Below are 23,334 nucleotides of genomic sequence, written 5' to 3' on the forward strand. Positions count from 1 at the left end.
ACTGTCGGTACGACGGCGGGGGGGGGACGACCCCCTGAGGGGGGGGGGGCCCCCCCTCCCCCCCCCCCCCCCCCCTCTCCTTCCCCCCCCCCCCCCCCCCCCCCCCCCCCCCCCCCCCACCCACCCACACCCGACCGACGTGGCCTGCACCGGCCCTAAGGCGCTTCCCGCACCCGGAACGCCTCCGCGTCCCAGCCGCCGTCCAGCCGCGCGGACAGCCAACCCGGCGCCGCCGCACGGAAGTCGGCGGGCGCCAGCGCCCCGGCCCCGGCGGGCAGCGCACCGAGCAGCGGCGCCCCGGCCACCTCCGGAAGATCGGCGACATTGCAACGGGACGCCAGATCCGGTGTCTCGGGCCAGCTGCCGATCACCACTCCCAGCAACTCCAGCTCACGAAGGCGCAGTTCACGGGCCGTCAGCTCGGTGGTGTTGAGGGTGCCGAGCCCGGCCGACGCCACCACCAGCACCGGCGCGTTCAGCAGCCGGGCCGCGTCCGCCAGCGTGCCGCCCGCCGCGTCGAACCGCACGAGCAGCCCGCCCGCCCCCTCGACCAGCACCAGTTCGTGCTCGGTGGCCAGCTTGGCGGCGGCCTCCGCCACCTCGTGCGGACGCACGGGGGCCATTCCGGCCCGCCGGGCCGCGGTGCCGGGCGCCAACGGCTCCGGGAACCGGGCGAGTTCGGCCGCCGTCACCGGGCCCGCGAGCCGCGCGACCTCGTCGGCGTCCCCGCGCTCGTCCGGTCGTACCCCGGTCTGCGCGGCCTTCAGGACCGCCACCGAGCGGCCCGCCGCGAGCGCCGCGGCGGCGACCGCGGCCGTGGTGACCGTCTTGCCGACCTCGGTGCCCGTCCCCGTGATCATCAGGATCGGCATGTTCACCCTTCCCTCGCGGCGGCGCACACCGCACGCGCGATCCGTGCCACGTCCGCGTCGCCCGTGACGTACGGCGGCATCGTGTAGACCAGATCGCGGAACGGCCGCAGCCACACGCCCTCCCGCACGGCGGCGGCGGTGGCGGCCTTCATGTCCACGTCGTGGTCGAGCTGGACGACCCCGATGGCGCCGAGGACGCGGACGTCCCGTACGCCGGGGATCTCCCGGGCCGGCGCCAGGCCGTCCCGCAGACCCGTCTCGATCCGCTTGACCTCCGCCTGCCAGTCCTGGCCCAGCAGCAGTCCGAGCGAGGCGCAGGCCACGGAGGCGGCCAGCGGATTGCCCATGAACGTCGGGCCGTGGGCCAGCACCGGCACCTCGCCCCGCGAGATGCCCTCGGCCACCCGGGGCGTGCACAGGGTCGCCGCCATCGTCAGATAGCCACCGGTCAGCGCCTTGCCCACGCACATCACATCGGGGCTGACGGCCGCGTGGTCCGCCGCGAACAGCGCACCCGTACGGCCGAAGCCGGTCGCGATCTCGTCGAACACCAGCAGCACGTCGTGCGCGTCGCAGGCCTCGCGCAGCACCCGCAAATAGCCGGGCGAGTGGAACCGCATCCCGCCCGCGCCCTGCACCACCGGCTCCACGATCACCGCGGCCAGTTCGTGCGCGTGCCGCTCGATCAGCGATCGCAGCCGGTCGGCGTACGACTCCTCGTACTCGGCCGGCGGCGCGTCCGCGAAGACCTGGCGGGGCAGCACACCGGACCACAGCTCGTGCATCCCGCCCTCGGGGTCGCACACCGACATCGGCTGCCAGGTGTCGCCGTGGTAGCCGCCCCGCCAGGTCAGCAGGCGCTGTTTCGCGGGGCGGCCGAGGGAACGCCAGTACTGCAGGCACATCTTGACCGCGACCTCGACCGACACCGAGCCGGAGTCGGCGAGGAAGACATGCTCGAGCCCGTCCGGCGACATGTCGACAAGGAGCTTCGCCAGGCGTACCGCGGGCTCGTGGGTGAGCCCGCCGAACATCACATGGCTCATCCGGCCGAGCTGGTCGCGCGCGGCCTCGTTGAGCACCGGGTGGTTGTAGCCGTGGATCGCCGACCACCAGGACGACATGCCGTCGACCAACTCGCCCGAGCCGTCCGCGAGCCGCAGCCGGACCCCGCTCGCCGACTCCACGACGAGCGGTTCGGCCCGGCCCGGCATCGGTCCGTACGGATGCCAGACGTGCCGCCGGTCCAGCTCCAGCAGCTCGGGGACGCTCAGGTCAGGCATTGGGCGCGAGATTCGTTCCGGCGCCCCGGCGGCGGACGGCGACCAGGTCGGTGCGCGGCTCGTTGGCCTGAGCGGCGGCCTCCTCGTGGGAGCCGCAGACACCCGACCCGCACCCGGCCTCGGCATGCGACCCGCACCCGGCCTCCGCGTGCGTCCCGCAGCCGCCGGCCGCGACCTCCGAGCGGTGCTGCGGCAGCGTCACCTCGTCGGCGCCCTCGACCACGAAACCGGCGTCCGCGATCATCTCCAGGTCGGCCTGGCCGGCCTGGCCCTCGGTGGTGAGGTAGTCGCCGAGGAAGATCGAGTTGGCGAGGTGCAGCGAGAGCGGCTGCATGGTGCGCAGATGGACCTCGCGACCACCCGCGATACGGACCTCCACGTCCGGGCAGACGAAGCGCACCATCGCCAGGATCCGCAGGCAGCGCTGCGGGGTGAGGTTCCACTCCTTGGCCAGCGGGGTGCCCTCGACGGGGATCAGGAAGTTCACCGGAACGGAGTCCGGGTCCAGCTCGCGCAGTGAGAAGACGACGTCGACCAGGTCCTCGTCGGTCTCGCCCATGCCGGCGATCAGACCGGAGCAGGCCGACAGCCCCGCCGCGTGCGCCTTGTTGACCGTGTCCACCCGGTCGGCGTACGTGTGCGTGGTCGTGATGTCCCCGTACGTCCCCTCGGACGTGTTGAGGTTGTGGTTGTAGGCGTCCGCGCCCGCCTCGCGCAGCCGCTCGGCCTGGCCGTCGGAGAGCAGACCGAGGCAGGCGCACACCTCGACGCCCTCGTTCTGCTCCTTGATCGCCTTGATGGTGCCGGCGACCCGGTCGACGTCCCGGTCGGTCGGGCCGCGCCCGCTGGCCACCAGGCAGACCCGCTTGGCACCCCCGGCGAGGCCCGCGGCGGCCGCCTTGGAGGCCTCGTCGGGTTTCAGCCAGCTGTACTTCAGGATCCCGGTGGACGAGCCCAGCCGCTGCGAGCAGTAGGAGCAGTCCTCAGGACACAGCCCCGACTTCAGGTTGACCAGGTAGTTGAGTTTCACGCGCCGGCCGAACCAGTGCCGGCGCACCTTGCCGGCCGCGGCCACCACATCGAGCACGTCGTCGTCGGAGGTCGCCAGCACGGCGAGCGCTTCCTCGCGGGTCGGCAGCTCGCGCCGAAGCCCCTTGTCCACCAGCGTGTTCAGCAGGTCCATGAGAGCCGATCCTGTACTACGAGGCTGCTCCGGGCCAAGGAGAGTTCGCACAAGCCTGTCGGTTCGACGTGTGGGTATTGCCACACAGTGGGTGGCTGGTGCTCCCGCTAGGGTCTGTCCACTGCCTACAAATTCTCCGGAGGAGCCATGGCGTTCGGCTGGATCGACGAACAGGCGGAACTCCGCCGCCGCGCCGGACTGGTACGGACCCTGCGCCCCCGTCCCGCCGACTCGCCGCTGCTGGATATGGCGAGCAACGACTACCTGGGCCTCGCCCACCACCCGGAGGTCGCCGAGGGCGCGGCCGGGGCGGCCCGGACCTGGGGCGGCGGCTCCACCGGCTCCCGGCTGGTCACCGGCACCACCGAGCTCCACACCGAGCTGGAGCGCGAGCTGGCCGAATTCTGCGGGTTCGAGGCCGCCCTGGTCTTCTCCTCCGGCTACGCCGCCAACCTCGCCGCCGTCACCACCCTCGGCCCGCACGGCTCCCTGATCGTCTCCGACGCCCTCAACCACGCCTCGCTGATCGACGGCTGCCGGCTGGCCCGGGGCACCACCCAGGTCGTCGGACACGCCGACCCGGACGCCGTACGCAAGGCGCTCGGCACCCATGAGGGACCCGCGGTCGTCGTCTCCGACACGGTGTTCTCGGTGGACGGCGACGCGGCACCGCTGGCCGACCTGGCCGTGGCCTGCCGGGAGCGCGGCGCCGGGCTGCTCGTGGACGACGCCCACGGGCTCGGGGTGCTCGGGGACGGCGGGCGGGGGGCGCCGCAGGCGGCCGGTCTGTCCGGCGCCGAGGACGTGGTGGTCACGGCGACCCTGTCCAAGTCGCTGGGCAGCCAGGGCGGGGCCGTGCTCGGCCCGGCCCGGGTGATCGACCATCTGGTGAACGCGGCCCGGACCTTCATCTTCGACACCGGCCTGGCCCCCGCCGCGGCGGGCGCGGCCCTGGCGGCGCTACGGCTGCTGCGCCGTGAGCCCGAACGTGCGGTGCGGGCCCGTGAGGTGGCCGCGGAACTGCACGCACGGCTGACCGCCGCGGGTCTGGAAGCGGTGCGTCCGGACGCCGCGGTGGTCTCCGTGCGGGCCTCGTCCCCGGAGGGGGCCCTGCGGTGGGCGGCCGACTGCCGTACGGCAGGCCTGGCCGTGGGCTGTTTCCGTCCGCCGTCCGTGCCGGACGGCATCTCACGGCTCAGGCTGACCGCCCGGGCGGACCTCTCCGGGGCCGAGATCGAACGCGCTGTACAGGTGATCGGTGAGACACGACCATGAGTCGGCGTGACACGGCCGGGCCTTGTCCGAATGCGGATACGGAGTGGGTTACGGGCTGATCAGCCGGTGAGCGCCGACACGAACCCCGCCCAGCTCCCGGGGGAGAAGAGCAGCGCGGGTCCGGTCGGATCCTTGGAGTCGCGCACGGCGAGCAGTCCGGTCAGCCGACCGGAGCACGGCCGTGCCGTCTCCACACAGTTGTTCGCTCCGGTGCTGTAGCTGCTGCGCAGCCACCGCAGTCCGTGCAGATCAGCACTTGAAGATACGTTCCGAGGCAGTGCAGTCATGGTGCCTCCTTACGCGCCGTCACCTATCCCGGCGATGTAATCCAACGAGTCCTCGGGCGAAAGGGCGTGGATCTGAAGGGCGTTGAAGGCCTCCGTGTAGGCCTGGAGGTCTTCTTTCCGTTCGAGGTAGAGGCTACTCGTCAACTGGTCGAGAACAACCACATCCAGATCAGAAGTGCTCGGAAATGAGAAGATTACGAAAGGCCCGGTGATGCCGATATGGGCCCCGGCCGAGAACGGCAGCACCTGGAGCCTTACCTGGGGCAGCCGGGCCGCCTCCACCAGCCGTTCCAGCTGTCTGGCCATCACGCCGGGCCCGCCGACCTCGCGGCGCAGCACCGCCTCGTCAAGGACCGCGCTCAGCTCCAGCGGCGGATGGTTGCGCAGTACGTCCTGCCTGGCCAGACGCACCTTCACGAGGGCGTCCAGTGCCTCGTCGTCGAGCCCGTCGACGGCCGCCCGGGTCACGGCGCGCGCGTACTCGGGGGTCTGCAGCAGCCCCGGTACGACCGAGGTCTCCAGCGTGCGCATCGCGCCGGCCTGCGACTCCAGACTGATGAAATCCCGGTAGGTGGGCGGCAGTACACCGCGGTAGGCATGCCACCAGTGGTGTCGCCCGGCGGTGTCCTCAGACCCCGCCAACACCAGCAGCAACTCGCGCAGTTGCCCCTCGATCACGCCGTAGGCGTCGAGGAGTAACCGCACATCGGCCGGTTTCACACCGCTGGCGCCGGTCTCGATCCGGCTCACTTTCGACTGATGCCAGCCCACCAGACGGGCGGCCTCACCGCTCGTGAGGCCGGCGCCGGTGCGCAGAGCGCGCAGTTCGGCGCCCAGTTTCCGGCGGCGTACCGCGGGACCGTTCTGCATGGGCTACTCCTTACTCCTTCCGAGCCGCCCAAATACGCTCTGGGGTCGCAGAGTTCACCGCATCGAGCGACAGATATATGCATATCTTGGTGGATCGCTCCCCTGGCCGCCCTGGTAATGGCAGTCTGACGAAGAAGCACCAGTCCGGGACCGTACTCGAACCATCCACACCGTGTCGGGCTCCGGTCCCGTGGGAAAGGGACGACGTCGCCATGGCAGACCACCTGGAAGCATCCATCACTCTGCCGAGCGATCCCGCCTCGGTCTCCGCGGCCCGCTCCTACGTGCTGGGCATCCTCGCGGAATGGGGGCTGCCACCGGAGACGGAGGCCGCGGACACCATCCGCCTCATCGTCTCCGAACTCGCCACCAACGCGGTGCAGCACACCTTCGGGCAGTCACCCACCTTCACGGTGGGCCTCGTCCTCGACCGTGACGAACAGCTGCGCATCGGCGTCACGGACAGCCATCCGCGCTTCCCCAAGAGACTCCCAGCCGCGGTCCAGCAGGACAACGGGCGCGGCATGGTCATCATCCGCTGGCTCACCGCGGAGTGCGGCGGCAAGCTCCGGGTGCGCCCCACCCGGGAGGGCGGCAAGACCGTCCTCATCGAACTGCCCTGGGCAGTCCCGGCCGGCACGGTCACCGCCGCCGGCCAGCAGGAACCGTAGCCCCGAGTTCCCGCCGACCGGCCGCTGGTGGGTCAGCTGACCCGGCCGTACCAGACGCTCCGCGTCCAGATCTTCTGGAGCTTCACCACGTCCCCGGTCTTCGGGGCGTGCCAGATCTTTCCCTTCCCGGCGTAGATGCCGACGTGGTACACGCTGGAACCCGAGTGGAAGAAGACCAGGTCCCCGGCCTTGCGGTTGCCGGCCGAGATGTGACGGGTCTTGTTGTACTGCTGGGCCGCCGTCCGCGGGAGCTTCTTGCCCGCCTTCTTGAACGAGTACAGCGTGAGCCCGGAGCAGTCGAACCGGTTCGGTCCGGTGGCACCCCACCTGTAGGGCGAGCCCTTCTTCGAGGCCGCCACCTGGAGCGCCTTCGTCCCCATCGTGGCGGCCGAGGCGTCGGAGGCGACACCCGGGATCACGATGGAGCCGCCGACGGCGGCGATGGTGAGTGCCGAGGCCGTGCCGGCCCGCGCCATCAGCGACGGGACACGATTGAGCGCAGTCATGCGCAACCCTTCGTCAGCCGCCTGTGAAGGATGACCTGTCGGATTCGGGCTGGCGAAGTTGCCCGGCCGTGTTGCCACGGCTTCACCCCAAGGGCTGCGCGGCCCGGTCATGGTGCGACCGTTCCGGCGACCCGTCGTGCTTGGGTCCTCCACTCCTGCCGATCCACTTCCGTCGACCGGGCACCCGGGCGGCGGCAGGACTCGGCGTCCGCCCGGATCGCCCCGCCGTTGTGGCGGGGGCTTGTCGTCAGACAGGGATCTTCACTCACCCCTGTCCGAAAATCCCAACGGAACCGTGGATTTGTGGGGTTACTCACCACCCACCCGTTCGGGTGGACGGCGCTGTGTTCGATTAGTCGTCAACTGCCCGACGTAGCCCCGGACCTGCACCGAAGCCCTCCGCGGGCGCCCCTGGGCAGGCACCTTGAGCGGCCCCGTCGGTCAGGTAAAACCACGCCATCCTCCGCCGAACGGCGGTAACCCCTTTGGGTCGTTTCAACTCCGGCCCGGCCGACCGGTGGACGCGTCGCTGCGGACTTCGCCGGGCGTCACCGTACGCAGTCGGGCGGGAGTACGACGCGCGCGGTCCGGCGTTCACCGTCGAGCACCCGCAACGCCCGTGCCAGCGTGTCCCCGTGAAGCTCCGTCTCACCCCGTCGATGCATCAGGGCGAGCGCGTCGCGCAGCTCGGACGCCGCGCGCACCAGCGCCTGCGCGGCGCGCAGCCCACGATAGGTGTCCTCGTTCTGCGCCGGGTTGATACGGCCCAGCAGGTCGACCACGTCCAGATAACGGTCGATCAACTCGCCCTCGGCGCGGGTCAGCGCGGGCAGCGGCGGCAGCTCCGGTGGCAGCATCGGCTCCTCACCCCGCGTCCGGCAGGCCGAGCGAGGTCCTGCGGCTGGGCACGATCCGGTCCACCAGCCCGTATGCCAGCGCCGCCGGCGCGTCCAGCACCAGATCCCGCTCCAGGTCCTGGTGGACCTCGGCCGGTGTCCGCCCGGTGTGCCGGACGAGCAACTCTTCGAGCAGCGCGCGGATCCGCTCCAACTCCGTAGCCTGGATGACCAGATCACTCGGCTGGCCCTGTACCGGCTGCGGCAGCGACGGCTGCTGGAGCACGATGCGCGCACCCGGCAGCACGGACCGCTTGCCCGGCGTGCCCGCCGCGAGCAGCACCGCGGCCGACGCCCCGGCCTGCCCCAGGCAGATCGTCTCCACGTCACAGGTGACGTACTGGACGGTGTCGTAGATCGCGGCCATCGCGCTGAACGAGCCGCCCGGCGAGTTGATGTACAGGGAGATGTCCCGCTCCGGAGCGGCGTGCTCCAGGTACATGAACTGTGCCATCACGTCATTGGCCGAGGTCTCGTCGACGGGTGCGCCGAGGAAGACGATGCGCTCCTCCAGCAGCTTCGAGTACGGATCCAGGGTGCGCTGGCCGGCGCTGGTGCGTTCGGTGAACTCGGGCAGGACATAGCGGGCGGACGGTCGGGTCATGGCGTTGCCCCTCCTCGCGGCTGAGCTGTCTCAGCGGCCGGACTCTCCGTAAGAAATGTACAGGACGTACAGAAGCTTGACGGGTGTCGCGAGGGGATTCCGCTGAGGCCGAACAAGATGTGATGTCCGAGGTGCCCCGTAAGCTGGGGGCATGGCCTACGAGATTCCGGTGACCCAAGCCAGGGCTGAGCTCGCCGAACTGATCAACCGGGTGGTGTACGGCGGTGAGCGTGTCGTCGTGACGCGGCACGGCAAGCCTCTGGTCGCCCTCGTCTCCGCCGCCGACCTCGAACGCCTCGAAGAGCTCTCGGAAGCCACTGAGGAGCATGTGGTCAGCGCGGTCTCCACGGTCCGCGAGAGCGCCGCCGTACGCCCGGAGCGCGGCCGCTTCGGCATCGCGGCCGAACACCGGGGCGCCGCGGGTTCCTGACCCGACCCCTGTCGTGACATCGGCCCTCCCCTGGCACGTCCGGGGGAGGGCCGATGCGCGTGCCGACGGCCCCCGGCGACCCGGTGTTCACCCGTACGGGCGTGAGGGCGGCGGTGGAGTGGCGGCCGCCGGCGCGGATGGTGCGCGCCGTGCGCCGGGACTCGCTCTCGTGCGCCGGTCATCAGATGATCAAGGTCCGGTTAACGTCGTCGAAACTCCGGCGAACTAGCCTGCCGATCCACGCCACCAGGGGTTTCCGTATCCGGATCGGGTTCCTGAGCCCGATCTGTCGCGGTGGCTGCGGCAACCGGGCCCCGCACGGTCCGGAGCGAGGACTGTGAGGTGGGACGTGCAACTGACCCCGCACGAGCAAGAGAGGCTGCTGATCCATGTGGCGGCCGACGTGGCCGAGAAGCGCCGGGCCCGCGGGCTGAAGCTGAACCACCCCGAGGCGGTCGCCCTCATCACGTCGCACATCCTCGAAGGCGCCCGTGACGGCCGTACCGTCGCCGAACTCATGGCCTCCGGACGCAAGCTCCTCACCAGGGACGACGTCATGGAGGGCATTCCCGAGATGATCCACGACGTCCAGGTCGAGGCGACCTTCCCGGACGGCACCAAGCTCGTCACCGTCCACGACCCGATCGTCTGAGGGGCCCGCCGATGATTCCCGGAGAGATCCTCTTCGCCGACGAGCCCATCGTGTACAACGAGGGCCGTGACATCACCCGGATGACCGTCCTCAACGCCGCCGACCGGCCCGTCCAGGTCGGCTCCCACTATCACTTCGCCGAGGCCAATCCCGGACTGGAGTTCGACCGAGGCGCCGCGCGCGGAAAGCGGCTGAACGTCGCCGCCGGCACCGCCGTCCGCTTCGAGCCCGGCATCCCCGTCGACGTCGAACTCGTCCCCCTCGCCGGGGCCCGTGTCGTACCCGGGCTGCGCGGGGAGACCGGAGGTGCCCTCGATGCCTGAGATCTCCCGTGCCGCGTACGCGGACCTGTTCGGACCAACGACCGGTGACCGGATCCGGCTCGCCGACACCGACCTGATCGTGGAGATCGAGGAGGATCGTTCCGGCGGGCCCGGGCTCGCCGGTGACGAAGCCGTCTTCGGCGGCGGCAAGGTCATCCGAGAGTCCATGGGCCAGTCGCGCGCTACGCGCGCAGAAGGCACCCCCGACACGATCGTCACCGGCGCGGTGATCATCGACCACTGGGGCATCGTCAAGGCCGACGTCGGCATCCGCGACGGCCGGATCACCGGCATCGGCAAGGCGGGCAACCCCGACACCATGGACGGGGTCCACCCGGAGCTGGTGATAGGGCCCGAGACCGAGGTCATCGCCGGCAACGGGCGGATCCTGACCGCCGGCGGCGTCGACGCGCACGTCCACTTCATCTGCCCCCAGATCGCCGACGAGGCACTGGCGGCGGGGATCACCACGCTGGTGGGCGGTGGCACCGGACCGGCCGAGGGCTCGAAGGCCACCACCGTGACACCGGGGCCGTGGCACCTCGCCCGGATGCTGGAGGCGATGGAGCAGTACCCGCTCAACATCGGCTTCCTCGGCAAGGGCAACACCGTCTCGCACGAGGCGATGCTCTCGCAGATCCGGGGCGGGGCCCTGGGGCTGAAGCTGCACGAGGACTGGGGGTCCACCCCGGCGGTCATCGACGCGGCCCTCACCGTCGCGGACCGCACCGGCATCCAGGTGGCCATCCACACGGACACGTTGAACGAGGCCGGGTTCGTCGGTGACACCCTGGCGGCGATCGGCGGCCGCGGGATCCACGCGTACCACACCGAGGGCGCGGGCGGCGGGCACGCACCGGACATCATGACCGTCGTCTCCGAGCCGCACGTACTGCCGAGTTCGACGAATCCGACGCGGCCGTACACCGTGAACACCGCCGAGGAACACCTCGACATGCTCATGGTGTGCCACCACCTCAATCCGGCGGTGCCGGAGGATCTCGCCTTCGCCGAGTCACGGATCCGGCCGTCGACCATCGGCGCCGAGGACGTCCTGCACGATCTCGGTGCGATCTCCATCATCTCCTCCGACGCACAGGCCATGGGGCGCGTGGGCGAGGTGATACTGCGGACCTGGCAGACCGCGCACGTGATGAAGCGCCGGCGCGGTGCGCTGCCGGGCGACGGAAGGGCCGACAACCACCGGGTACGGCGGTATGTCGCCAAGTACACGATCAACCCGGCGCTCGCCCAGGGGCTCGCCCGTGAGATCGGGTCCGTCGAGACCGGCAAGCTCGCCGACCTCGTGCTGTGGGAGCCCGCGTTCTTCGGGGTCAAGCCGCACCTCGTCCTCAAGGGCGGCCAGATCGCCTACGCGCAGATGGGCGACGCCAACGCGTCGATCCCCACCCCCCAGCCGATTCTGCCGCGCCCCATGTACGGGGCGATCGGACGGGCGCCGGCCGCCAACTCCTTCAACTTCGTCGCCCCGCTCGCCGTCGAGGACGGGCTGCCGGAGCGGTTGCAGCTCGGGAAGCGGTTCGTCGCCATCGAGTCGACCCGTGGGGTGACCAAGGCGGACATGCGGGAGAACGACGCGCGTCCGAGGGTGCGGGTCGACCCCGACAGCTTCGCCGTGTACATCGACGGAGAGCTGGTCGAGGCGACACCGGCCGCCGAACTGCCCATGGCCCAGCGCTACTTCCTGTTCTGAGAGCAGGGATCCCTGATGTCTCGGGCAGCGTTGCTGGTACTGGCCGACGGCCGCTTTCCCGCCGGAGGGCATGCGCACTCCGGTGGGGCGGAGGCCGCCGTCAAGGCCGGGCGGATCACCGGAGCGGCGACCCTGGAGGAGTTCTGCCGGGGGCGGCTGCACACGGCGGGGCTGGTGGCGGGTGCGCTCGCGGCGGCCGCGGTACTCGGTGTGGAGGTACGGGAGTTGGACGCGGCGGCCGACGCGCGGACGCCGTCGCCCGCGCTGCGGGGGGCCGCGCGCAGGCTCGGGCGGCAGCTGCTGCGGGCCGCGCGGGCGACCTGGCCGGTGGCCGAACTCGATGCCCTGGCAAAGGAGTTCCCCAAGGGGGCCCATCAGCCGGTGGTGTTGGGGGTGGTGGCCAGGGCCGCGGGGCTCTCGGCCGAGGACGCGGCCTACTGCGCGGCGTACGAGTGCGTGAGCGGGCCGGCCACGGCGGTGGTGCGGTTGCTGAGTCTGGACCCGTTCGAGGCGACGGGGGCACTGGCCCGGCTGGCGCCCGAAGTGGACCGGGTGGTGGACCGGGCGGTGGAGGCGGCGCGGCGGGTGGCCGCGGGGGGCGAGACGGACGACCTGCCCGCCGGGTCGGCGCCGTTGCTGGAGATCGGGGCGGAGTGGCATGCGGGGTGGGCGGTGCGGTTGTTCGCCTCGTAGCACTGGAAGTCGCAGAACAGGCCGTTCGGAAGGCCACGTATCCACAGGGAGCCGCACATGCATCTCGACCACGATCACCACCACGGCCCCGCCGCCGTCAGCGCCGACGCCCGCCGTCCCGACGGATCCCGGCGTGCCCTGCGTATCGGGCTCGGTGGGCCCGTCGGGTCCGGCAAGACCGCTACCGTCGCCGCCCTCTGCGGGGCCCTGCGGGACGAGTTGTCCCTCGCCGTCGTCACCAATGACATCTACACGCGTGAGGACGCCGAGTTCCTGCTGCGGGAGGCCGTGCTGCCGCCCGAGCGGATCACCGCCGTCGAGACGGGTGCCTGTCCGCACACCGCGATCCGGGACGACATCTCGGCCAACCTCGAAGCCGTGGAGGACCTGGAGGACGAGGTCGGGCCGCTGGATCTGATCCTCGTAGAGTCGGGTGGCGACAACCTCACGGCCACCTTCTCCAAGGGGCTCGTGGACGCGCAGATCTTCGTGATCGACGTGGCCGGAGGCGATGACATTCCGCGGAAGGGCGGCCCCGGTGTCACCACGGCCGACCTGCTCGTCGTCAACAAGACCGACCTGGCCCCCTACGTGGGGTCGGACCTCGCGCGGATGGCCGCCGACGCGAAGGCGCAGCGGGCCGAACTGCCCGTCGTCTTCCAGTCGTTGCGCAGCGAGCCCGGGGTCGGGGACGTCGCCCGGTGGGTGCGGGAGCGGCTCACCGCGTGGACGGCATGACCGCCACCGGGGTGCGCGCGCACGCACGGATCGTAGCCCGGGGCGACGGGCGGGGCGGTACCTCGCTTCCCGTGCTGGAGGGAGAGGGGCCGCTCGCGCTGCGGCGCACCCGGGGGAGCGCGGCCGAGGCCCGGGTGATGATCGTCGGGGCGATGAGCGGGCCGCTCGGCGGGGACCGGTTCGGGATCGAGGCCCGGGTGGAGGACGCGGCCCGGCTGTCCGTCGGATCGGCCGCGGCGACCATCGCGCTGCCGGGACAGCTGAAGGGCGAGGCCCGGTACGACGTGCGGCTCGATGTCGCCGACGGTGCCGAACTGCGGTGGCTGCCCGAGCAGTTGATCTCCGCCAAGGGGAGCGACCTGTACGTCTCCACCCGCGTCGACGTCGGGGCGCGCGGCCGGCTGGTGCTGCGGGAGGAGCAGGTGCTCGGGCGGGTGGGGGAGGAGCCCGGGCGGCTCACCAGTCGGCTCACGGTGCGCGTGGCCGGAACGGCGCTCCTCGACCAGGAGCTGGCCTGCGGGCCCGGGGCACCCGGTGGCTGGGACGGCCCCGCCGTGCTGGCGGGACATCGCGCGGTGGGGCAACTGGTCGTCGTACGGCCGGAGTTCGCGGCGCAGCCGGTGGCGGCGCGGATGCTGGGGGAGGGCGCGGCGCTCACTCCGCTCGCCGGGCCCGCCGTGCTGGTGACCGCGGTGGCCGGCGATGCTCTGCGGCTTCGGCGGGTGCTGGACGAGGCGTTGGGCCATCTCGGCGGCTGATCCGCTCAGCGGGACGTGATCGTCCGGTTATCGGATTGGTAAAGACGGCTGCCACACCCTGTTCTCAGGAGCCTCACAGCCGGAAGGATCTCCCCTGACTATTCGTAACCAGGTACGGGGAGGGGCCCACTTGAGGGACAACTTCAGATCGAGGAGCCGGGCACTGGCGTTCGGTACGGCCGGAGCGCTCGTCACCGCGAGCCTGATCACCGGTGCGCTCGCGGCCCCCGCGTCCGGCGCCGAGGCCCGGCACGGGCAGGACCGCGAGCAGCAGGGCGCGGCCGTCGCCGCCGCGCATGCCGCCAAGGCGGGGATCGACTGGGCGGACTGCCCCGCCGACTGGGCCCTCACGAAGCCCGTCCAGTGCGGCTGGGTCAGCGTGCCGCTCGACTACGCGAAGCCCTACGGCAAGCAGATCAAGCTCGCCGTCGACCGAATAGGCAGCACCGGGACGAAGGCGGAGCGCCAGGGCGCCCTCGTCTACAACCCCGGCGGCCCGGGCGGCTCGGGCATGCGCTTCCCGCTCCGGGTCACCACCAAGAACCCCCTGTGGGTCAACACCTCGAAGGCCTACGACTTCGTGGGCTTCGACCCGCGCGGTGTCGGCCACTCGGCGCCCATCTCCTGCGAGGACCCGCAGGAGTTCGTGAAGGCCCCCAAGGCCGACCCGGTGCCGGACACCGAGGCGGACAAGACCGCGCAGCGCAAGCTCGCCGAGGAGTACGCGAAGGGCTGTGCCGAGCGCACCGGCCGGGCGATGCTCCAGCAGATGACCACCGCCAACACCGCCCGCGACCTGGACGTCATCCGGGCCGCGCTCGGCGAGGAGAAGCTCAACTACCTGGGCGTCTCCTACGGCACCTACCTCGGTGCCGTGTACGGGACGCTGTTCCCGGGGCATGTGCGCCGGATGATCGTCGACAGTGTCGTCAACCCGTCGAAGAAGAGCATCTGGTACCAGGCCAACCTGGACCAGGACGTCGCCTTCGAGGGCCGCTGGAAGGACTGGGAGGACTGGGTCGCCGCGCACGACTCCACCTTCCACCTGGGGACCACGCGGGACGCCGTCCAGGCCAAGTGGCTCCAGCTGCGCGCCACCGCCAAGGCGAACCCGATCGGCGGGGTCGTCGGACCGGCCGAGCTGATCGGCTTCTTCCAGAGCGCGCCGTACTACGACTCCTCGTGGGTCCCGGTCGCCACGGTGTTCGGCAAGTACTTCGCCGGTGACACCCAGGCCCTGGTCGACGCGGCCGCCCCGGACCTCACCGACACCGCCGGCAACATCTCCTCGGAGAACGGCAACGCCGTCTACACGGCCGTCGAGTGCACCGACGCCAAGTGGCCCACCAGCTGGAAGAAGTGGGACCGCGACAACACCGAGCTCAACAAGCAGTACCCCTTCATGACCTGGGCCAACGCATGGCTGAACCTGCCCTGCGCCACCTGGCCGGTCAAGCAGCAGACCCCGGTGAACGTCAAGACCCACAAGGGCCTGCCGCCGGTGCTGATCGTGCAGTCCACGCGTGACGCCGCCACCCCGTACCCCGGCGCCGTCGAACTGCACCAGCGCTTCAAGGGCTCGCGTCTCATCACCGAGCAGGGCGCCGGCTCGCACGGTGTGACCGGCCTGGTCAACCCGTGCATCAACAGCCGTGTCGACACCTACCTGCTCACCGGGAAGCTGGACGGCGCGGACGTCACCTGCGCGCCGCACGCGACACCGCAGCCGTAATCCCTCCGGAACGGCGACGAGGGGCGGCGGGAACACTCCCGCCGCCCCTCGGTCGTACGACGTCAGCTCAACGGCGCCCGCGGGAACCTGCGTTCCTTCGCACCCTTCACCGCCGCCTGCCCGGCCTTGACGACGGCCGCGTACTCGTCGACGTACTCCTGCTCGGAGAGGGTCAGGATGGCGTACATGATCTCGTCGGTGATCGCGCGCAGGACCGCCTTCTCGTTCTCCATGCCGGCGTAGCGGGAGAATTCGAGGGGCTTGCCGAAGCGGATCACGACGGGGTGGATGTTCGGGATGACCTTGCCGGGCGGCTGCGCCTCGAAGGTGCCGATCATCGCGCAGGGGATCACCGGGACACCCGCCCGCAGCGCCATCACGGCCACGCCGACCTTGCCCTTGTAGAGCCGGCCGTCGTGCGAGCGGGTGCCCTCCGGATAGATACCGAGCAACTCGCCCCTGCTCAGCACCCCGAGCCCCTCCCGGATCGCGGCCTGGCCGGCCTCCTTGCCGGAGCGGTCCACCGGGATCTGCCCGGCGCTGCGGAAGAAGAACGCGGTGAGCCGGCCCCGCACGCCCGGACCCGTGAAGTACTCGGCCTTGGCGAGGAAGGTGATCCGCCGCTTGAGGACGGCCGGCATCAGGAAGTGGTCGGCGAAGGAGAGATGGTTGCCGGCGACGATGGCCGGGCCCGACGCGGGCACATGTTCCAGGCCGTCGATCCGGGGCCGGAACACCAGCCGTAGCAGCGGCCCCAGAAGTACGTACTTGAGCAGGTAGTAGAACACGGCTCGCCCCTCATTTTGCCAGCTCCCCTGCGAGCTGGTGTTGTCCCAGGTCAGTGTTGCTCTCACGGCGGTTGGCCCAGGTGCGCCCGCGGCCATCTGCCGCCATGTTCGGTCGGCCCCGTGCTGACCCTTTGCCGACTTGCTTGACGGTTCGCCAGTTATATCGTCGGTGCGGCGGCAGATCTGCTCGGTCAGCTGCTCCTCGTCGTCGATGGCGGCCGGTGCCGCTGATGACCGGTGCGTCGGAGAAGAACACTCCGCTCGCCAACTCGCGCGCCCACAGCCTGAAGCGCTCGGTCACATCCAACCGCCATGACCCGCGCCGAGTAAAGATCCCTGGTGCGGGTGCTCTGTCAGCAGTTGCGCGCGCATGCCACAGCGAGGGAAACAGACTCGCCGGAGCGGGCTGAAAGGCCTTGACGGGGGCACCCGGCGCTCTGCGGCACCGATGGGTGCCGACTTCCGGAAGGAAAGGGGAACTCGTGTATATAGGCCTGGGTACCGTCGTCATCATTATCGTCATCGTCGCTGTCGTCATGATGCTGCGCGGCCGATGACTGTCCGTCGACCGGCTGTTCCTGGAGACATGGCCGGAAAGCATCCGCCGGTCGCCGTGTGGACGGATGCGCAGACAGAAAAACAACATGGTGTGGGGTGGAAAACGGTGGGCACTCGACGCACCGAGGGAACGCTCACTGAAATACTGAGCCGGCTTCCTCGTTATTCGCGCGCTACAAGGGGAGGTTTTGTATGACGGACAACATGTGGGGTTATGCGGCCGGGTCGGGCCATCAGACGGGGACGGACCTGACCGGATTCAAGGTCGAGGCGAGCGACGGCTCGATCGGCAAGGTCGACAAGCACTCCGAGGACGTCGGAGCCGCGTACATCGTCGTCGACACCGGAGTGTGGATCTTCGGCAAGCAGGTGCTGCTTCCTGCCGGTGTCATCTCGTCCATCGACATCGCGGAGCGGACGATCCACGTCGGCCGTACCAAGGACGAGATCAAGAACTCTCCCGAGTTCGACAAGGACAAGCACGCCGGTGACCCCGGCTACCACGAGCAGGTCGGCGGCTACTACGGAGACCACCGAGCCTGACCGTCACTCCGCAACACACGGGGGCGGGCACCGGCGTTCTGTCGGCGCCCGCCCTTCGCTGCGCACGGCACCTCCGGATCGAGGAGCACCGATTCGCCCGGTCCTGGTCGCGGGGGGGAGAGAGAGAGACGGCCCGAGAGCCGTCCGGCGTGCTCCGCCCCGCCGGGGCTCGATGGCGCAAACGGGGCTCGATGGCGCAAACGGGGCTCGATGGCGCAAAGGAGCGGGATCCCCGAAAGGGGATCCCGCTCAGCATCTGCCTTGTCAGTGCTTGAAAACGTCCTTCGTCTTCTCCTTGGCCTGACGGGCCGCACCCTTCGATTTCTTGGCCTGCCCTTCGGCCGTCATCCGCTCGTTGCCCACGGTACGGCCTACCGTCTCCTTGGCCTTTCCCGTGGTCTCTTCCATCTTGCCCTTTGCCTTTTGCCCGCCGGCCATTGCGTTCACTCTCCTAGGCTTGTGGGAAATCGTCCACCCATCCCGAGTACCCCATATGTGGCGGTAAAACGGCCACCGGGGCAGTACTCGCCGAAACCCAGGTCGAGGGCGGGCCGGGACTCTCGGGTGCCGTCCGGTGCGGCGGGCAGCGGACGCGTACGGATACCGGCTGTCCGGCCCGGGTGAGATGCGAGGGCATTCGAGGACGCGCACCATGGGCCGTGACACCGCATGGCGGATTGAGACGGCAGCCGTACCCGAGTCTTCCCGCCCTGTGCGAGCGCCGGTGCGAACGCAGGCAGGCGCTGCCGGTGCCGTGTGACGCGGCTGTGCGAGACATCGTCCGTTCCCGCAGAAAGGGCTCCCCCCGTGGCCGTCCACCATCAGCTGATCCGACGTCCTCCGTACGCGGTATGGGCGGTGCTGGCCGACCCGACGTGTTACGAGGAGTGGGTGGTGGGGCCCACCCGGTCCGTGCCACTCGACCAGACCTGGCCCGCTGTCGGATCCAGGCTCCGCTACACCGTGCGGCTGGGTCCCTGGTCGGCCGACGGGGTGACGACGGTCCGCCACCAGGAATCCGGCAGCGAGCTGGAGCTGGAGGCTTCGTTCAAACCGCTGGGCACTGCGAGGATCTTCCTCCAGCTGAGGCCGTGGGGCGAGGAGGAAACCCTCGTCATCTGCGACGAGCACCCCCTGCGCGGCCTGGGAGGCACCCTCCACAACGCCGCGAGTGAAGCGCTGTTCCTGCTGCGGCACCGGGGCATGCTGGCCCGTCTGGCCACACTCGTGGAACGGGATCCCGTCGAGCAGGGGCACGCCGGGACCCGCCGTGCCTGACGCGGTGGTGGTCGGCGCCGGTCCCAACGGGCTGGTGGCGGCCAATCTGCTGGCCGATGCCGGGTGGAGCGTGGAAGTCCTGGAGGCGCAGCAGGAGCCCGGAGGCGCCGTGCGCAGCGATCGCGGTGTGCACCCCGACTACGTCTCCGATCTTTTCAGCGCCTTCTACCCGCTGGCGGCCGCGTCCCCGGTCCTCGCCCGCCTGGATCTCGCCGCGGAGGGACTGCGGTGGAGCCACGCCCCGCGCGTGCTGGCCCACCCGCTGAGGGACGGGAGATGCGCCGTGCTGGAGCGCCGGGTGCAGGAGACCGCAGCGGGGCTGGACACGTTCGCGCCGGGTGACGGCGATGCCTGGCGGGGCATGTACGAGGCATGGAGCCGGGTCGGGCAGGACCTCGTACAGGCCATGTTCGCGCCTTTCCCGCCGGTCCGCTCCGGGCTCCGCCTGGCGGCGAAGTTCCGGGCCGCGGGCGGACTGCGGCTGGCCCGAAGCCTGGCCCTTCCGGTGCGCCGCCTGGGCGACGAGGAGTTCCGGGGCGAGGCGGGACGGCTCCTGCTGGCCGGGAACGCCCTGCACGCCGACCTGGCCCCCGAGGCGGTGGGCAGCGGCGGATTCGGCTGGCTGATGTCGATGCTGGGACAGAGTCACGGCTTCCCGGTCCCCGTCGGCGGAGCGGGCGCCCTGACCGCGGCGCTCGTGAGCCGGCTGCGGCACCGCGGCGGCGTGCTGCGGTGCGGGGAGCGCGCCGTGTCCGTCGTCGTACGGGGCGGCAGGGCGGTGGGCGTCAGGACGGCCGGCGGCGAGACCGTCAGCGCGCGCCGCGCCGTGCTCGCGGACACGTCGGCGCCGGCCCTGTACCGGGACCTCGTGGGCGAGGAACACCTTCCTTCCCGCCTCCTGCGGGACCTGGAACGCTTCCAGTGGGATTTCGCGACCTTCAAGGTCGACTGGGCGCTGAGCGGCCCGGTGCCGTGGACGGCCCCGCAAGCCTCCGGCGCCGGAACGGTCCACGTGGCCGACGGCATGGACAGCCTGACCCGGTTCGCCTCGCAGATCGCCATGGGACAGGTCCCCGAGGAGCCGTTCGCCCTGTTCGGACAGATGACCACGGCGGATCCCAGCCGCTCACCCGCCGGCACGGAGTCGGCGTGGGCCTACACCCATGTCCCACAGCACATCGCCTCCGACGCCGGCCCCGACCGCATCACCGGCCGCTGGGACGCCCGCGAACAGGAAGCCATGGCGGACCGTGTCGAGGCCCAGGTGGAGCGGTTCGCGCCCGGTTTCCGCGCCCGGATCCTCGCCCGCCGGATCCTGGCCCCCACCACCCTCCAGGCCCTGGACGAGAACCTCCACAACGGCGCCATCAACAACGGCACCACCGCCCTGCACCAACAGGCCGTCTTCCGCCCCGTCCCCGGCACCGGCCGGCCCGAGACCCCCGTAAGGGGCCTCTTCCTCGCCTCCGCGGCCGCCCACCCCGGCGGAGGCGTCCACGGAGCTCCCGGAGCGAACGCCGCCCGAGCCGCGCTACGGCCCTACGGACTGCACACGCTCCTCCACCGTGCCCAACGGATCTGAACCGCCCGGCGATCTGAGAGTCCGGGAACGACAGCCGACTCCCGGGGCAGACCGAACCGAGGGGGTCCGCTGGGCACGGGCCGTGTCAGCGCTCGTTCTTCTCGGCCTCCTCGTCGTACTCGTCCTCCGGCTCCTCTTCGTCGTACTCCTCTTCCTCTCCCTCTTCCCCCTCTTCCCCCTCTTCCCCCTCTTCTCCCTCTTCCCCCTCTTCTTCTCCCTCTTCCGCGTCGGGTGCCTCCTCGTCCTCTTCGTCGTACTCCTCCTGGTCCTCGTCCTCCCCTGCCGCCTCCTCCTCTTCCAGCGCCTCCTCGTGGGTGCGGACCACCTCGCCGTCGCGGATCTCCCCGCGCCAGCCCTCGACTTCCTCGTCGGCGAACGTGACGTAGCGCTGGAAGTTCTTGAAGTCCAGCCGCAAGCGGCGGCCTTGGGCGCGCCACAGGTTGCCGGTCTTCTCGAAGAGGCCCGAGGGGTAGTACTCGACGACGAGCACGATGCGCGTCAGGTCGGGCGTGAGTTCGTGGAAGCTGACACAGCCGTGGGTGGTGCCCTTCGCGCCCTCGGAACTCCATACGATGCGCTCGTCCGGCACCTGCTCCTCGACCGATGCCTTCCAGCCGCGGGTCGACGGTCCGACCTTCACCTTCCAGGTGCTGGCGACCTCGTCGTTCTTGGACACACTGCGTACGCCTTTGGTGAAGCTGCTGAACTCCTGGTACTGGGTCCAGTAGTTGTACGCCGTGCGGATCGGCACACCCACGTCGAGCACTTCGATGATGTTCATGACCTTGGTGCTGCCGGCCTTGCCACCACCCCCTCCGCCGAAAATGCTCTTGACCTTGCCCATCACGTTGTCCTTGAGCCCCTTGGCCTTCTGACCCGCGAATGCCTTCAGCGGGGAGTCGCCCTGGAGCATCCGACCGCCGACACCGGCGAGTGTTCCCCCGTTGTCGGCCACGTCGAGAAGGCGGTCGGTGACATCCCCCAACTTGTCCCCTGCCTTGTCGGCGAGATGTCCCACCTGAGCACCGAGGTAGTCGACGAGTTGTTCGCGGAGCAGGTCCAGACCCGAACTCTCTTCGTGGTTGGTGTCACGCTCTTTGTCGGCCATGACCTACCTCCGCCGCGCGGTCGTCTTCTTGGCAGCGGTCTTCTTCGCCGGGGCCGTCTTCCTGGCCGGGGCCTTCTTCTCGGCCGTCCTCTTCGCCGTCGTCTTCTTGGCAGTGGGCCTCTTCGCGGGTGCCTTCTTGGCGGGAGGCGGAGACTTCTTCGCGGTCTTCTTCGCCGGCGCCGCCTTCTTGGTGGGGGGCCGGTGCGCCGTGGTCTTCTTCGCCGGTGCCGCCTTCCTTTCAGGAGCAGCCTTCTTGGCGGCCGCCTTACGGGGAGCGGGTTCGTCCGGGCGCTTCCTTGCCGCGGTTTCCGTGCGCCGACGGCGACGCGGTGGCGGTTCCTCCTCGGCCTCTTCCTCAGCTTCTTCCTCTTCGGGTTCCTCCTCCTCCGGCTCTTCCTCCAGTTCGTCCTCCGGTTCTTCTTCCTCCGGCTCTTCCTCCTCCGGTTCCTCCTCTTCCTCTTCTTCTTCCTCCTCGTAACGCCCCTCGCCCTCCTCCGGCTCCTCCTCGTCCTCCTCGTACTCGTCTTCGTCCTCTTCCTCTTCGCCCTCGTCCTTTTCCTGGCCGATGCGTTGCGTCCGCTCTCGGAGCGAGTCGGCGAGGTCGGTGAGGCGCCGATCGGCAGCGGCTGCCAGGGCTTTGCGGCCGGCGTCCAGCAGTTCGCCGCGCACCTGCTCGTTCAGCTCGCCGACCGCCGGCACATCACCGATCTTGCGGAGTCCGGTCGTCACCAGCTGCTGAGGGTCGAGCCCAAAGCGGCGGCCGGCGAGGTAAGTTGCCATGGCGAAGGCAAGGCGCGCTTTCTTCGTGCGTCCGAGCACATAGCCCGCTGTGACGGCGGCGGCGAGGCCGACCTTGGTCGTTTCGTTCATGAGCCGGTTCCCTTCACAAAGGGCAGGTGGAGACGCCCGCGTCCGGACCAACCCCCCGGTCCCGAACCCGCGATGGAGACAGAAAGCGGATCGCACGCGCACCGTGCCTCACTGCCCGCTGTGTCGCAGACACACCATGCAACCGCCGGGCAGGTCCCCGCGAAGTCACCCACGCTAGGGCGATATGTGTCTCTATATGATGAAATTATAGGGTTCATGGATGGAATTTGGCGCCCGCTCCGACCACCGGAGAGACCATGGCCGCACCAGAACCCCGAAGGCGATCCAGCAGTCGGAGCCGCGGTTCCGACGGGGACAGCACGAGCGGATCCCGTCGCCGCTCCGGCAAGGGCAACGCCGGCTGGGCCATACGCTCCGCCGTCGGACAACTTCAGGAGTTGCTCGGCCGTGCCCCCGAGTCCGTGTCTGCACTGAAACCGACCGAAACCGGTTGGGAAGCCGACGTCGAGGTACTCGAATTGGAGCGCGTCCCCGAAACCACCAGTGTGATGGCCACCTATCGAGTGACGCTCGACGAGGAAGGCGACCTGGTGGGATACGAACGGAAGCGCCGCTATACGCGCGGCCAGATCGACCGGCGGGGCTGAGACAGCACAGCCGGTGAAGGGAGGCACCATGACAGTGGTGCCGCAAAGCGGAGGCGGTGTCGCTCGCGGAGGCGGGACCGGCAGCCTCTACGACGTCCTGGAACTCATTCTCGATCGCGGTCTCGTCATCGACGTGTTCGTCCGCGTTTCGCTGGTGGGGATCGAAATCCTCAAGATCGACGCTCGCATCGTCGTGGCCAGCGTCGACACCTATCTGCGTTTCGCCGAGGCGTGCAACCGACTCGACCTCGAATCCGGGAGGAAGGCGCCCGCCCAGTTGACCGACATCGTCGGAGACACGGTCGAGAGCGGAGCCAAAGGCAAATCCAAGGGTGCTCTCTCCGGTGCGGCGGAAGCGGTCACCGATTCCCTCAAGGGGATCACCGGCCGTGACGACGCTGAAGAGGCCGAAGAAGAAGAGCCCGAGGAAGAGGACGAGGGCAAGGAAAGGGAACCCGTGGAGAGGCGGCGGCGGCCGGCTCGGCGCGCCTCCCGACGTGAGCGCGAATGAG

The 23,334-nt window shown here is 70.2% G+C and carries 27 protein-coding genes; 15 read left to right on the forward strand and 12 right to left on the reverse strand.

Going from position 1 to position 23,334, the window contains the following annotated elements:
- Positions 1-155 precede the first annotated feature (155 nt).
- The 3 genes from bioD to bioB are packed head-to-tail and all read right to left on the reverse strand — an operon-like array spanning position 156 to position 3,338.
- Positions 156-872 (reverse strand): dethiobiotin synthase, encoded by a 717-nt coding sequence (gene bioD / locus ACZ5K7_RS21615; RefSeq protein WP_351698274.1) that lies wholly within the window; start codon positions 870-872, stop codon positions 156-158.
- A 2-nt stretch (positions 873-874) separates the two neighbouring features.
- On the reverse strand, positions 875-2,155 hold the full coding sequence (locus tag ACZ5K7_RS21620) for an adenosylmethionine--8-amino-7-oxononanoate transaminase (RefSeq protein ID WP_468915379.1): 1,281 nt from the start codon (positions 2,153-2,155) through the stop codon (positions 875-877).
- Positions 2,148-3,338, reverse strand: a complete 1,191-nt coding sequence (gene bioB, locus ACZ5K7_RS21625) for a biotin synthase BioB (RefSeq protein WP_468915381.1) — start codon at positions 3,336-3,338, stop codon at positions 2,148-2,150. Before bioB ends, ACZ5K7_RS21620 begins: the two co-directional genes overlap by 8 nt.
- Before the next feature lie 147 nt (positions 3,339-3,485).
- On the opposite strand from bioB, the gene ACZ5K7_RS21630 reads away from it, so the two are divergent.
- On the forward strand, positions 3,486-4,613 hold the full coding sequence (locus tag ACZ5K7_RS21630) for an 8-amino-7-oxononanoate synthase (RefSeq protein ID WP_351698280.1): 1,128 nt from the start codon (positions 3,486-3,488) through the stop codon (positions 4,611-4,613).
- Positions 4,614-4,672: 59 nt separating this feature from the next.
- On the opposite strand, the gene ACZ5K7_RS21635 is transcribed toward ACZ5K7_RS21630, so the two are convergent.
- A complete protein-coding gene (locus ACZ5K7_RS21635; RefSeq protein WP_351698282.1) occupies positions 4,673-4,900 on the reverse strand; it encodes a DUF397 domain-containing protein in 228 nt (75 codons plus the stop codon).
- A gap of 9 nt (positions 4,901-4,909) precedes the next feature.
- On the reverse strand, positions 4,910-5,770 hold the full coding sequence (locus ACZ5K7_RS21640) for a helix-turn-helix domain-containing protein (RefSeq protein ID WP_351698284.1): 861 nt from the start codon (positions 5,768-5,770) through the stop codon (positions 4,910-4,912).
- A gap of 212 nt (positions 5,771-5,982) precedes the next feature.
- Between ACZ5K7_RS21640 and ACZ5K7_RS21645 the strand changes: the two genes are divergently transcribed.
- Positions 5,983-6,441 (forward strand): ATP-binding protein, encoded by a 459-nt coding sequence (locus tag ACZ5K7_RS21645; protein WP_351698286.1) that lies wholly within the window; start codon positions 5,983-5,985, stop codon positions 6,439-6,441.
- Between the two features lie 32 nt (positions 6,442-6,473).
- On the opposite strand, the gene ACZ5K7_RS21650 is transcribed toward ACZ5K7_RS21645, so the two are convergent.
- The 3 genes from ACZ5K7_RS21650 to ACZ5K7_RS21660 form a co-directional block, all read right to left on the reverse strand.
- Complete coding sequence (locus ACZ5K7_RS21650) at positions 6,474-6,947, reverse strand: C40 family peptidase (RefSeq protein WP_351698288.1); 474 nt, start codon at positions 6,945-6,947, stop codon at positions 6,474-6,476.
- Between the two features lie 548 nt (positions 6,948-7,495).
- Entirely contained in the window at positions 7,496-7,804 is a 309-nt protein-coding gene (locus ACZ5K7_RS21655) for a hypothetical protein (RefSeq protein WP_133024808.1), read from the reverse strand.
- A gap of 7 nt (positions 7,805-7,811) precedes the next feature.
- On the reverse strand, positions 7,812-8,447 hold the full coding sequence (locus tag ACZ5K7_RS21660) for an ATP-dependent Clp protease proteolytic subunit (RefSeq protein WP_351698290.1): 636 nt from the start codon (positions 8,445-8,447) through the stop codon (positions 7,812-7,814).
- Between the two features lie 151 nt (positions 8,448-8,598).
- Here ACZ5K7_RS21660 and ACZ5K7_RS21665 point away from each other — a divergent pair, with 151 nt between their 5' ends.
- From ACZ5K7_RS21665 to ACZ5K7_RS21700, 8 genes are all read left to right on the forward strand, one after another.
- Positions 8,599-8,877, forward strand: coding sequence for a type II toxin-antitoxin system Phd/YefM family antitoxin (locus ACZ5K7_RS21665; protein WP_351698292.1), 279 nt, complete (start codon positions 8,599-8,601; stop codon positions 8,875-8,877).
- A 349-nt stretch (positions 8,878-9,226) separates the two neighbouring features.
- Complete coding sequence (locus tag ACZ5K7_RS21670) at positions 9,227-9,529, forward strand: urease subunit gamma (protein ID WP_010355509.1); 303 nt, start codon at positions 9,227-9,229, stop codon at positions 9,527-9,529.
- Between the two features lie 11 nt (positions 9,530-9,540).
- Entirely contained in the window at positions 9,541-9,852 is a 312-nt protein-coding gene (locus tag ACZ5K7_RS21675; RefSeq protein ID WP_351698298.1) for an urease subunit beta, read from the forward strand.
- Positions 9,845-11,566: an urease subunit alpha gene (locus ACZ5K7_RS21680; RefSeq protein ID WP_351698300.1), complete on the forward strand. Its 1,722-nt coding sequence runs from the start codon at positions 9,845-9,847 to the stop codon at positions 11,564-11,566. The genes ACZ5K7_RS21675 and ACZ5K7_RS21680 overlap by 8 nt, the downstream gene beginning before the upstream one ends.
- A 15-nt stretch (positions 11,567-11,581) precedes the next feature.
- Positions 11,582-12,259: an urease accessory protein UreF gene (locus ACZ5K7_RS21685; RefSeq protein ID WP_468915386.1), complete on the forward strand. Its 678-nt coding sequence runs from the start codon at positions 11,582-11,584 to the stop codon at positions 12,257-12,259.
- Positions 12,260-12,316: 57 nt separating this feature from the next.
- Positions 12,317-12,997 carry an urease accessory protein UreG gene (gene ureG / locus ACZ5K7_RS21690; RefSeq protein ID WP_351698304.1) on the forward strand — a complete coding sequence of 227 codons (681 nt, stop codon included), beginning with the start codon at positions 12,317-12,319 and terminating at the stop codon, positions 12,995-12,997.
- Positions 12,994-13,755: an urease accessory protein UreD gene (locus tag ACZ5K7_RS21695; RefSeq protein WP_351698785.1), complete on the forward strand. Its 762-nt coding sequence runs from the start codon at positions 12,994-12,996 to the stop codon at positions 13,753-13,755. Before ureG ends, ACZ5K7_RS21695 begins: the two co-directional genes overlap by 4 nt.
- Positions 13,756-13,918: 163 nt before the next feature.
- Positions 13,919-15,487, forward strand: a complete 1,569-nt coding sequence (locus tag ACZ5K7_RS21700) for an alpha/beta hydrolase (RefSeq protein WP_450972369.1) — start codon at positions 13,919-13,921, stop codon at positions 15,485-15,487.
- A gap of 62 nt (positions 15,488-15,549) precedes the next feature.
- On the opposite strand, the gene ACZ5K7_RS21705 is transcribed toward ACZ5K7_RS21700, so the two are convergent.
- The gene (locus ACZ5K7_RS21705) at positions 15,550-16,275 is read right to left on the reverse strand and encodes a lysophospholipid acyltransferase family protein (protein WP_450972355.1); all 726 of its coding nucleotides are present in this window, start codon (positions 16,273-16,275) and stop codon (positions 15,550-15,552) included.
- Positions 16,276-17,025: 750 nt separating this feature from the next.
- Between ACZ5K7_RS21705 and ACZ5K7_RS21710 the strand changes: the two genes are divergently transcribed.
- The gene (locus tag ACZ5K7_RS21710) at positions 17,026-17,376 is read left to right on the forward strand and encodes a ribosome maturation factor RimM (protein WP_351698310.1); all 351 of its coding nucleotides are present in this window, start codon (positions 17,026-17,028) and stop codon (positions 17,374-17,376) included.
- A gap of 264 nt (positions 17,377-17,640) precedes the next feature.
- Here the strand turns inward: ACZ5K7_RS21710 and ACZ5K7_RS21715 are convergent, their stop codons facing one another.
- Positions 17,641-17,814: a CsbD family protein gene (locus ACZ5K7_RS21715; RefSeq protein ID WP_351698787.1), complete on the reverse strand. Its 174-nt coding sequence runs from the start codon at positions 17,812-17,814 to the stop codon at positions 17,641-17,643.
- A 369-nt stretch (positions 17,815-18,183) separates the two neighbouring features.
- Here ACZ5K7_RS21715 and ACZ5K7_RS21720 point away from each other — a divergent pair, with 369 nt between their 5' ends.
- The gene (locus tag ACZ5K7_RS21720) at positions 18,184-18,654 is read left to right on the forward strand and encodes an SRPBCC family protein (RefSeq protein ID WP_468915388.1); all 471 of its coding nucleotides are present in this window, start codon (positions 18,184-18,186) and stop codon (positions 18,652-18,654) included.
- Entirely contained in the window at positions 18,647-20,236 is a 1,590-nt protein-coding gene (locus tag ACZ5K7_RS21725) for a phytoene desaturase family protein (protein WP_468915390.1), read from the forward strand. Before ACZ5K7_RS21720 ends, ACZ5K7_RS21725 begins: the two co-directional genes overlap by 8 nt.
- An 85-nt stretch (positions 20,237-20,321) precedes the next feature.
- Here ACZ5K7_RS21725 and ACZ5K7_RS21730 read toward each other — a convergent pair whose 3' ends face one another.
- Together ACZ5K7_RS21730 and ACZ5K7_RS21735 are read right to left on the reverse strand one after the other, a co-directional pair.
- Entirely contained in the window at positions 20,322-21,344 is a 1,023-nt protein-coding gene (locus tag ACZ5K7_RS21730) for an SRPBCC family protein (protein WP_468915392.1), read from the reverse strand.
- Between the two features lie 3 nt (positions 21,345-21,347).
- Positions 21,348-22,163 carry a histone protein gene (locus ACZ5K7_RS21735; protein WP_468915394.1) on the reverse strand — a complete coding sequence of 272 codons (816 nt, stop codon included), beginning with the start codon at positions 22,161-22,163 and terminating at the stop codon, positions 21,348-21,350.
- Positions 22,164-22,471: 308 nt separating this feature from the next.
- Here ACZ5K7_RS21735 and ACZ5K7_RS21740 point away from each other — a divergent pair, with 308 nt between their 5' ends.
- Both ACZ5K7_RS21740 and ACZ5K7_RS21745 read left to right on the forward strand, forming a co-directional pair.
- The gene (locus ACZ5K7_RS21740; protein WP_351698320.1) at positions 22,472-22,822 is read left to right on the forward strand and encodes a gas vesicle protein GvpO; all 351 of its coding nucleotides are present in this window, start codon (positions 22,472-22,474) and stop codon (positions 22,820-22,822) included.
- A 28-nt stretch (positions 22,823-22,850) separates the two neighbouring features.
- Positions 22,851-23,333 carry a gas vesicle structural protein GvpA gene (locus ACZ5K7_RS21745; protein WP_351698322.1) on the forward strand — a complete coding sequence of 161 codons (483 nt, stop codon included), beginning with the start codon at positions 22,851-22,853 and terminating at the stop codon, positions 23,331-23,333.
- Position 23,334: the final 1 nt, after the last annotated feature.

It is taken from the genome of Streptomyces sp. NPDC031497 (assembly GCF_055580905.1).

What these genes read in the sequence shown, in the direction of transcription:
- ACZ5K7_RS21685 (WP_468915386.1), top strand. Translation starts at nt 11,582, where the DNA reads ATGTCTCGGGCAGCGTTGCTGGTACTGGCCGACGGCCGCTTTCCCGCC.
- ACZ5K7_RS21695 (WP_351698785.1), top strand. Translation starts at nt 12,994, where the DNA reads ATGACCGCCACCGGGGTGCGCGCGCACGCACGGATCGTAGCCCGGGGC.
- ACZ5K7_RS21680 (WP_351698300.1), top strand. Translation starts at nt 9,845, where the DNA reads ATGCCTGAGATCTCCCGTGCCGCGTACGCGGACCTGTTCGGACCAACG.
- bioB (WP_468915381.1), bottom strand. Translation starts at nt 3,338, where the DNA reads ATGGACCTGCTGAACACGCTGGTGGACAAGGGGCTTCGGCGCGAGCTG.
- ACZ5K7_RS21650 (WP_351698288.1), bottom strand. Translation starts at nt 6,947, where the DNA reads ATGACTGCGCTCAATCGTGTCCCGTCGCTGATGGCGCGGGCCGGCACG.
- ACZ5K7_RS21640 (WP_351698284.1), bottom strand. Translation starts at nt 5,770, where the DNA reads ATGCAGAACGGTCCCGCGGTACGCCGCCGGAAACTGGGCGCCGAACTG.
- ACZ5K7_RS21740 (WP_351698320.1), top strand. Translation starts at nt 22,472, where the DNA reads ATGGCCGCACCAGAACCCCGAAGGCGATCCAGCAGTCGGAGCCGCGGT.
- ACZ5K7_RS21710 (WP_351698310.1), top strand. Translation starts at nt 17,026, where the DNA reads ATGACGGACAACATGTGGGGTTATGCGGCCGGGTCGGGCCATCAGACG.
- ACZ5K7_RS21630 (WP_351698280.1), top strand. Translation starts at nt 3,486, where the DNA reads ATGGCGTTCGGCTGGATCGACGAACAGGCGGAACTCCGCCGCCGCGCC.
- ACZ5K7_RS21745 (WP_351698322.1), top strand. Translation starts at nt 22,851, where the DNA reads ATGACAGTGGTGCCGCAAAGCGGAGGCGGTGTCGCTCGCGGAGGCGGG.
- ACZ5K7_RS21715 (WP_351698787.1), bottom strand. Translation starts at nt 17,814, where the DNA reads ATGGCCGGCGGGCAAAAGGCAAAGGGCAAGATGGAAGAGACCACGGGA.
- ACZ5K7_RS21620 (WP_468915379.1), bottom strand. Translation starts at nt 2,155, where the DNA reads ATGCCTGACCTGAGCGTCCCCGAGCTGCTGGAGCTGGACCGGCGGCAC.
- ACZ5K7_RS21675 (WP_351698298.1), top strand. Translation starts at nt 9,541, where the DNA reads ATGATTCCCGGAGAGATCCTCTTCGCCGACGAGCCCATCGTGTACAAC.
- bioD (WP_351698274.1), bottom strand. Translation starts at nt 872, where the DNA reads ATGCCGATCCTGATGATCACGGGGACGGGCACCGAGGTCGGCAAGACG.
- ureG (WP_351698304.1), top strand. Translation starts at nt 12,317, where the DNA reads ATGCATCTCGACCACGATCACCACCACGGCCCCGCCGCCGTCAGCGCC.
- ACZ5K7_RS21660 (WP_351698290.1), bottom strand. Translation starts at nt 8,447, where the DNA reads ATGACCCGACCGTCCGCCCGCTATGTCCTGCCCGAGTTCACCGAACGC.
- ACZ5K7_RS21730 (WP_468915392.1), bottom strand. Translation starts at nt 21,344, where the DNA reads ATGGCCGACAAAGAGCGTGACACCAACCACGAAGAGAGTTCGGGTCTG.
- ACZ5K7_RS21635 (WP_351698282.1), bottom strand. Translation starts at nt 4,900, where the DNA reads ATGACTGCACTGCCTCGGAACGTATCTTCAAGTGCTGATCTGCACGGA.
- ACZ5K7_RS21645 (WP_351698286.1), top strand. Translation starts at nt 5,983, where the DNA reads ATGGCAGACCACCTGGAAGCATCCATCACTCTGCCGAGCGATCCCGCC.
- ACZ5K7_RS21655 (WP_133024808.1), bottom strand. Translation starts at nt 7,804, where the DNA reads ATGCTGCCACCGGAGCTGCCGCCGCTGCCCGCGCTGACCCGCGCCGAG.
- ACZ5K7_RS21665 (WP_351698292.1), top strand. Translation starts at nt 8,599, where the DNA reads ATGGCCTACGAGATTCCGGTGACCCAAGCCAGGGCTGAGCTCGCCGAA.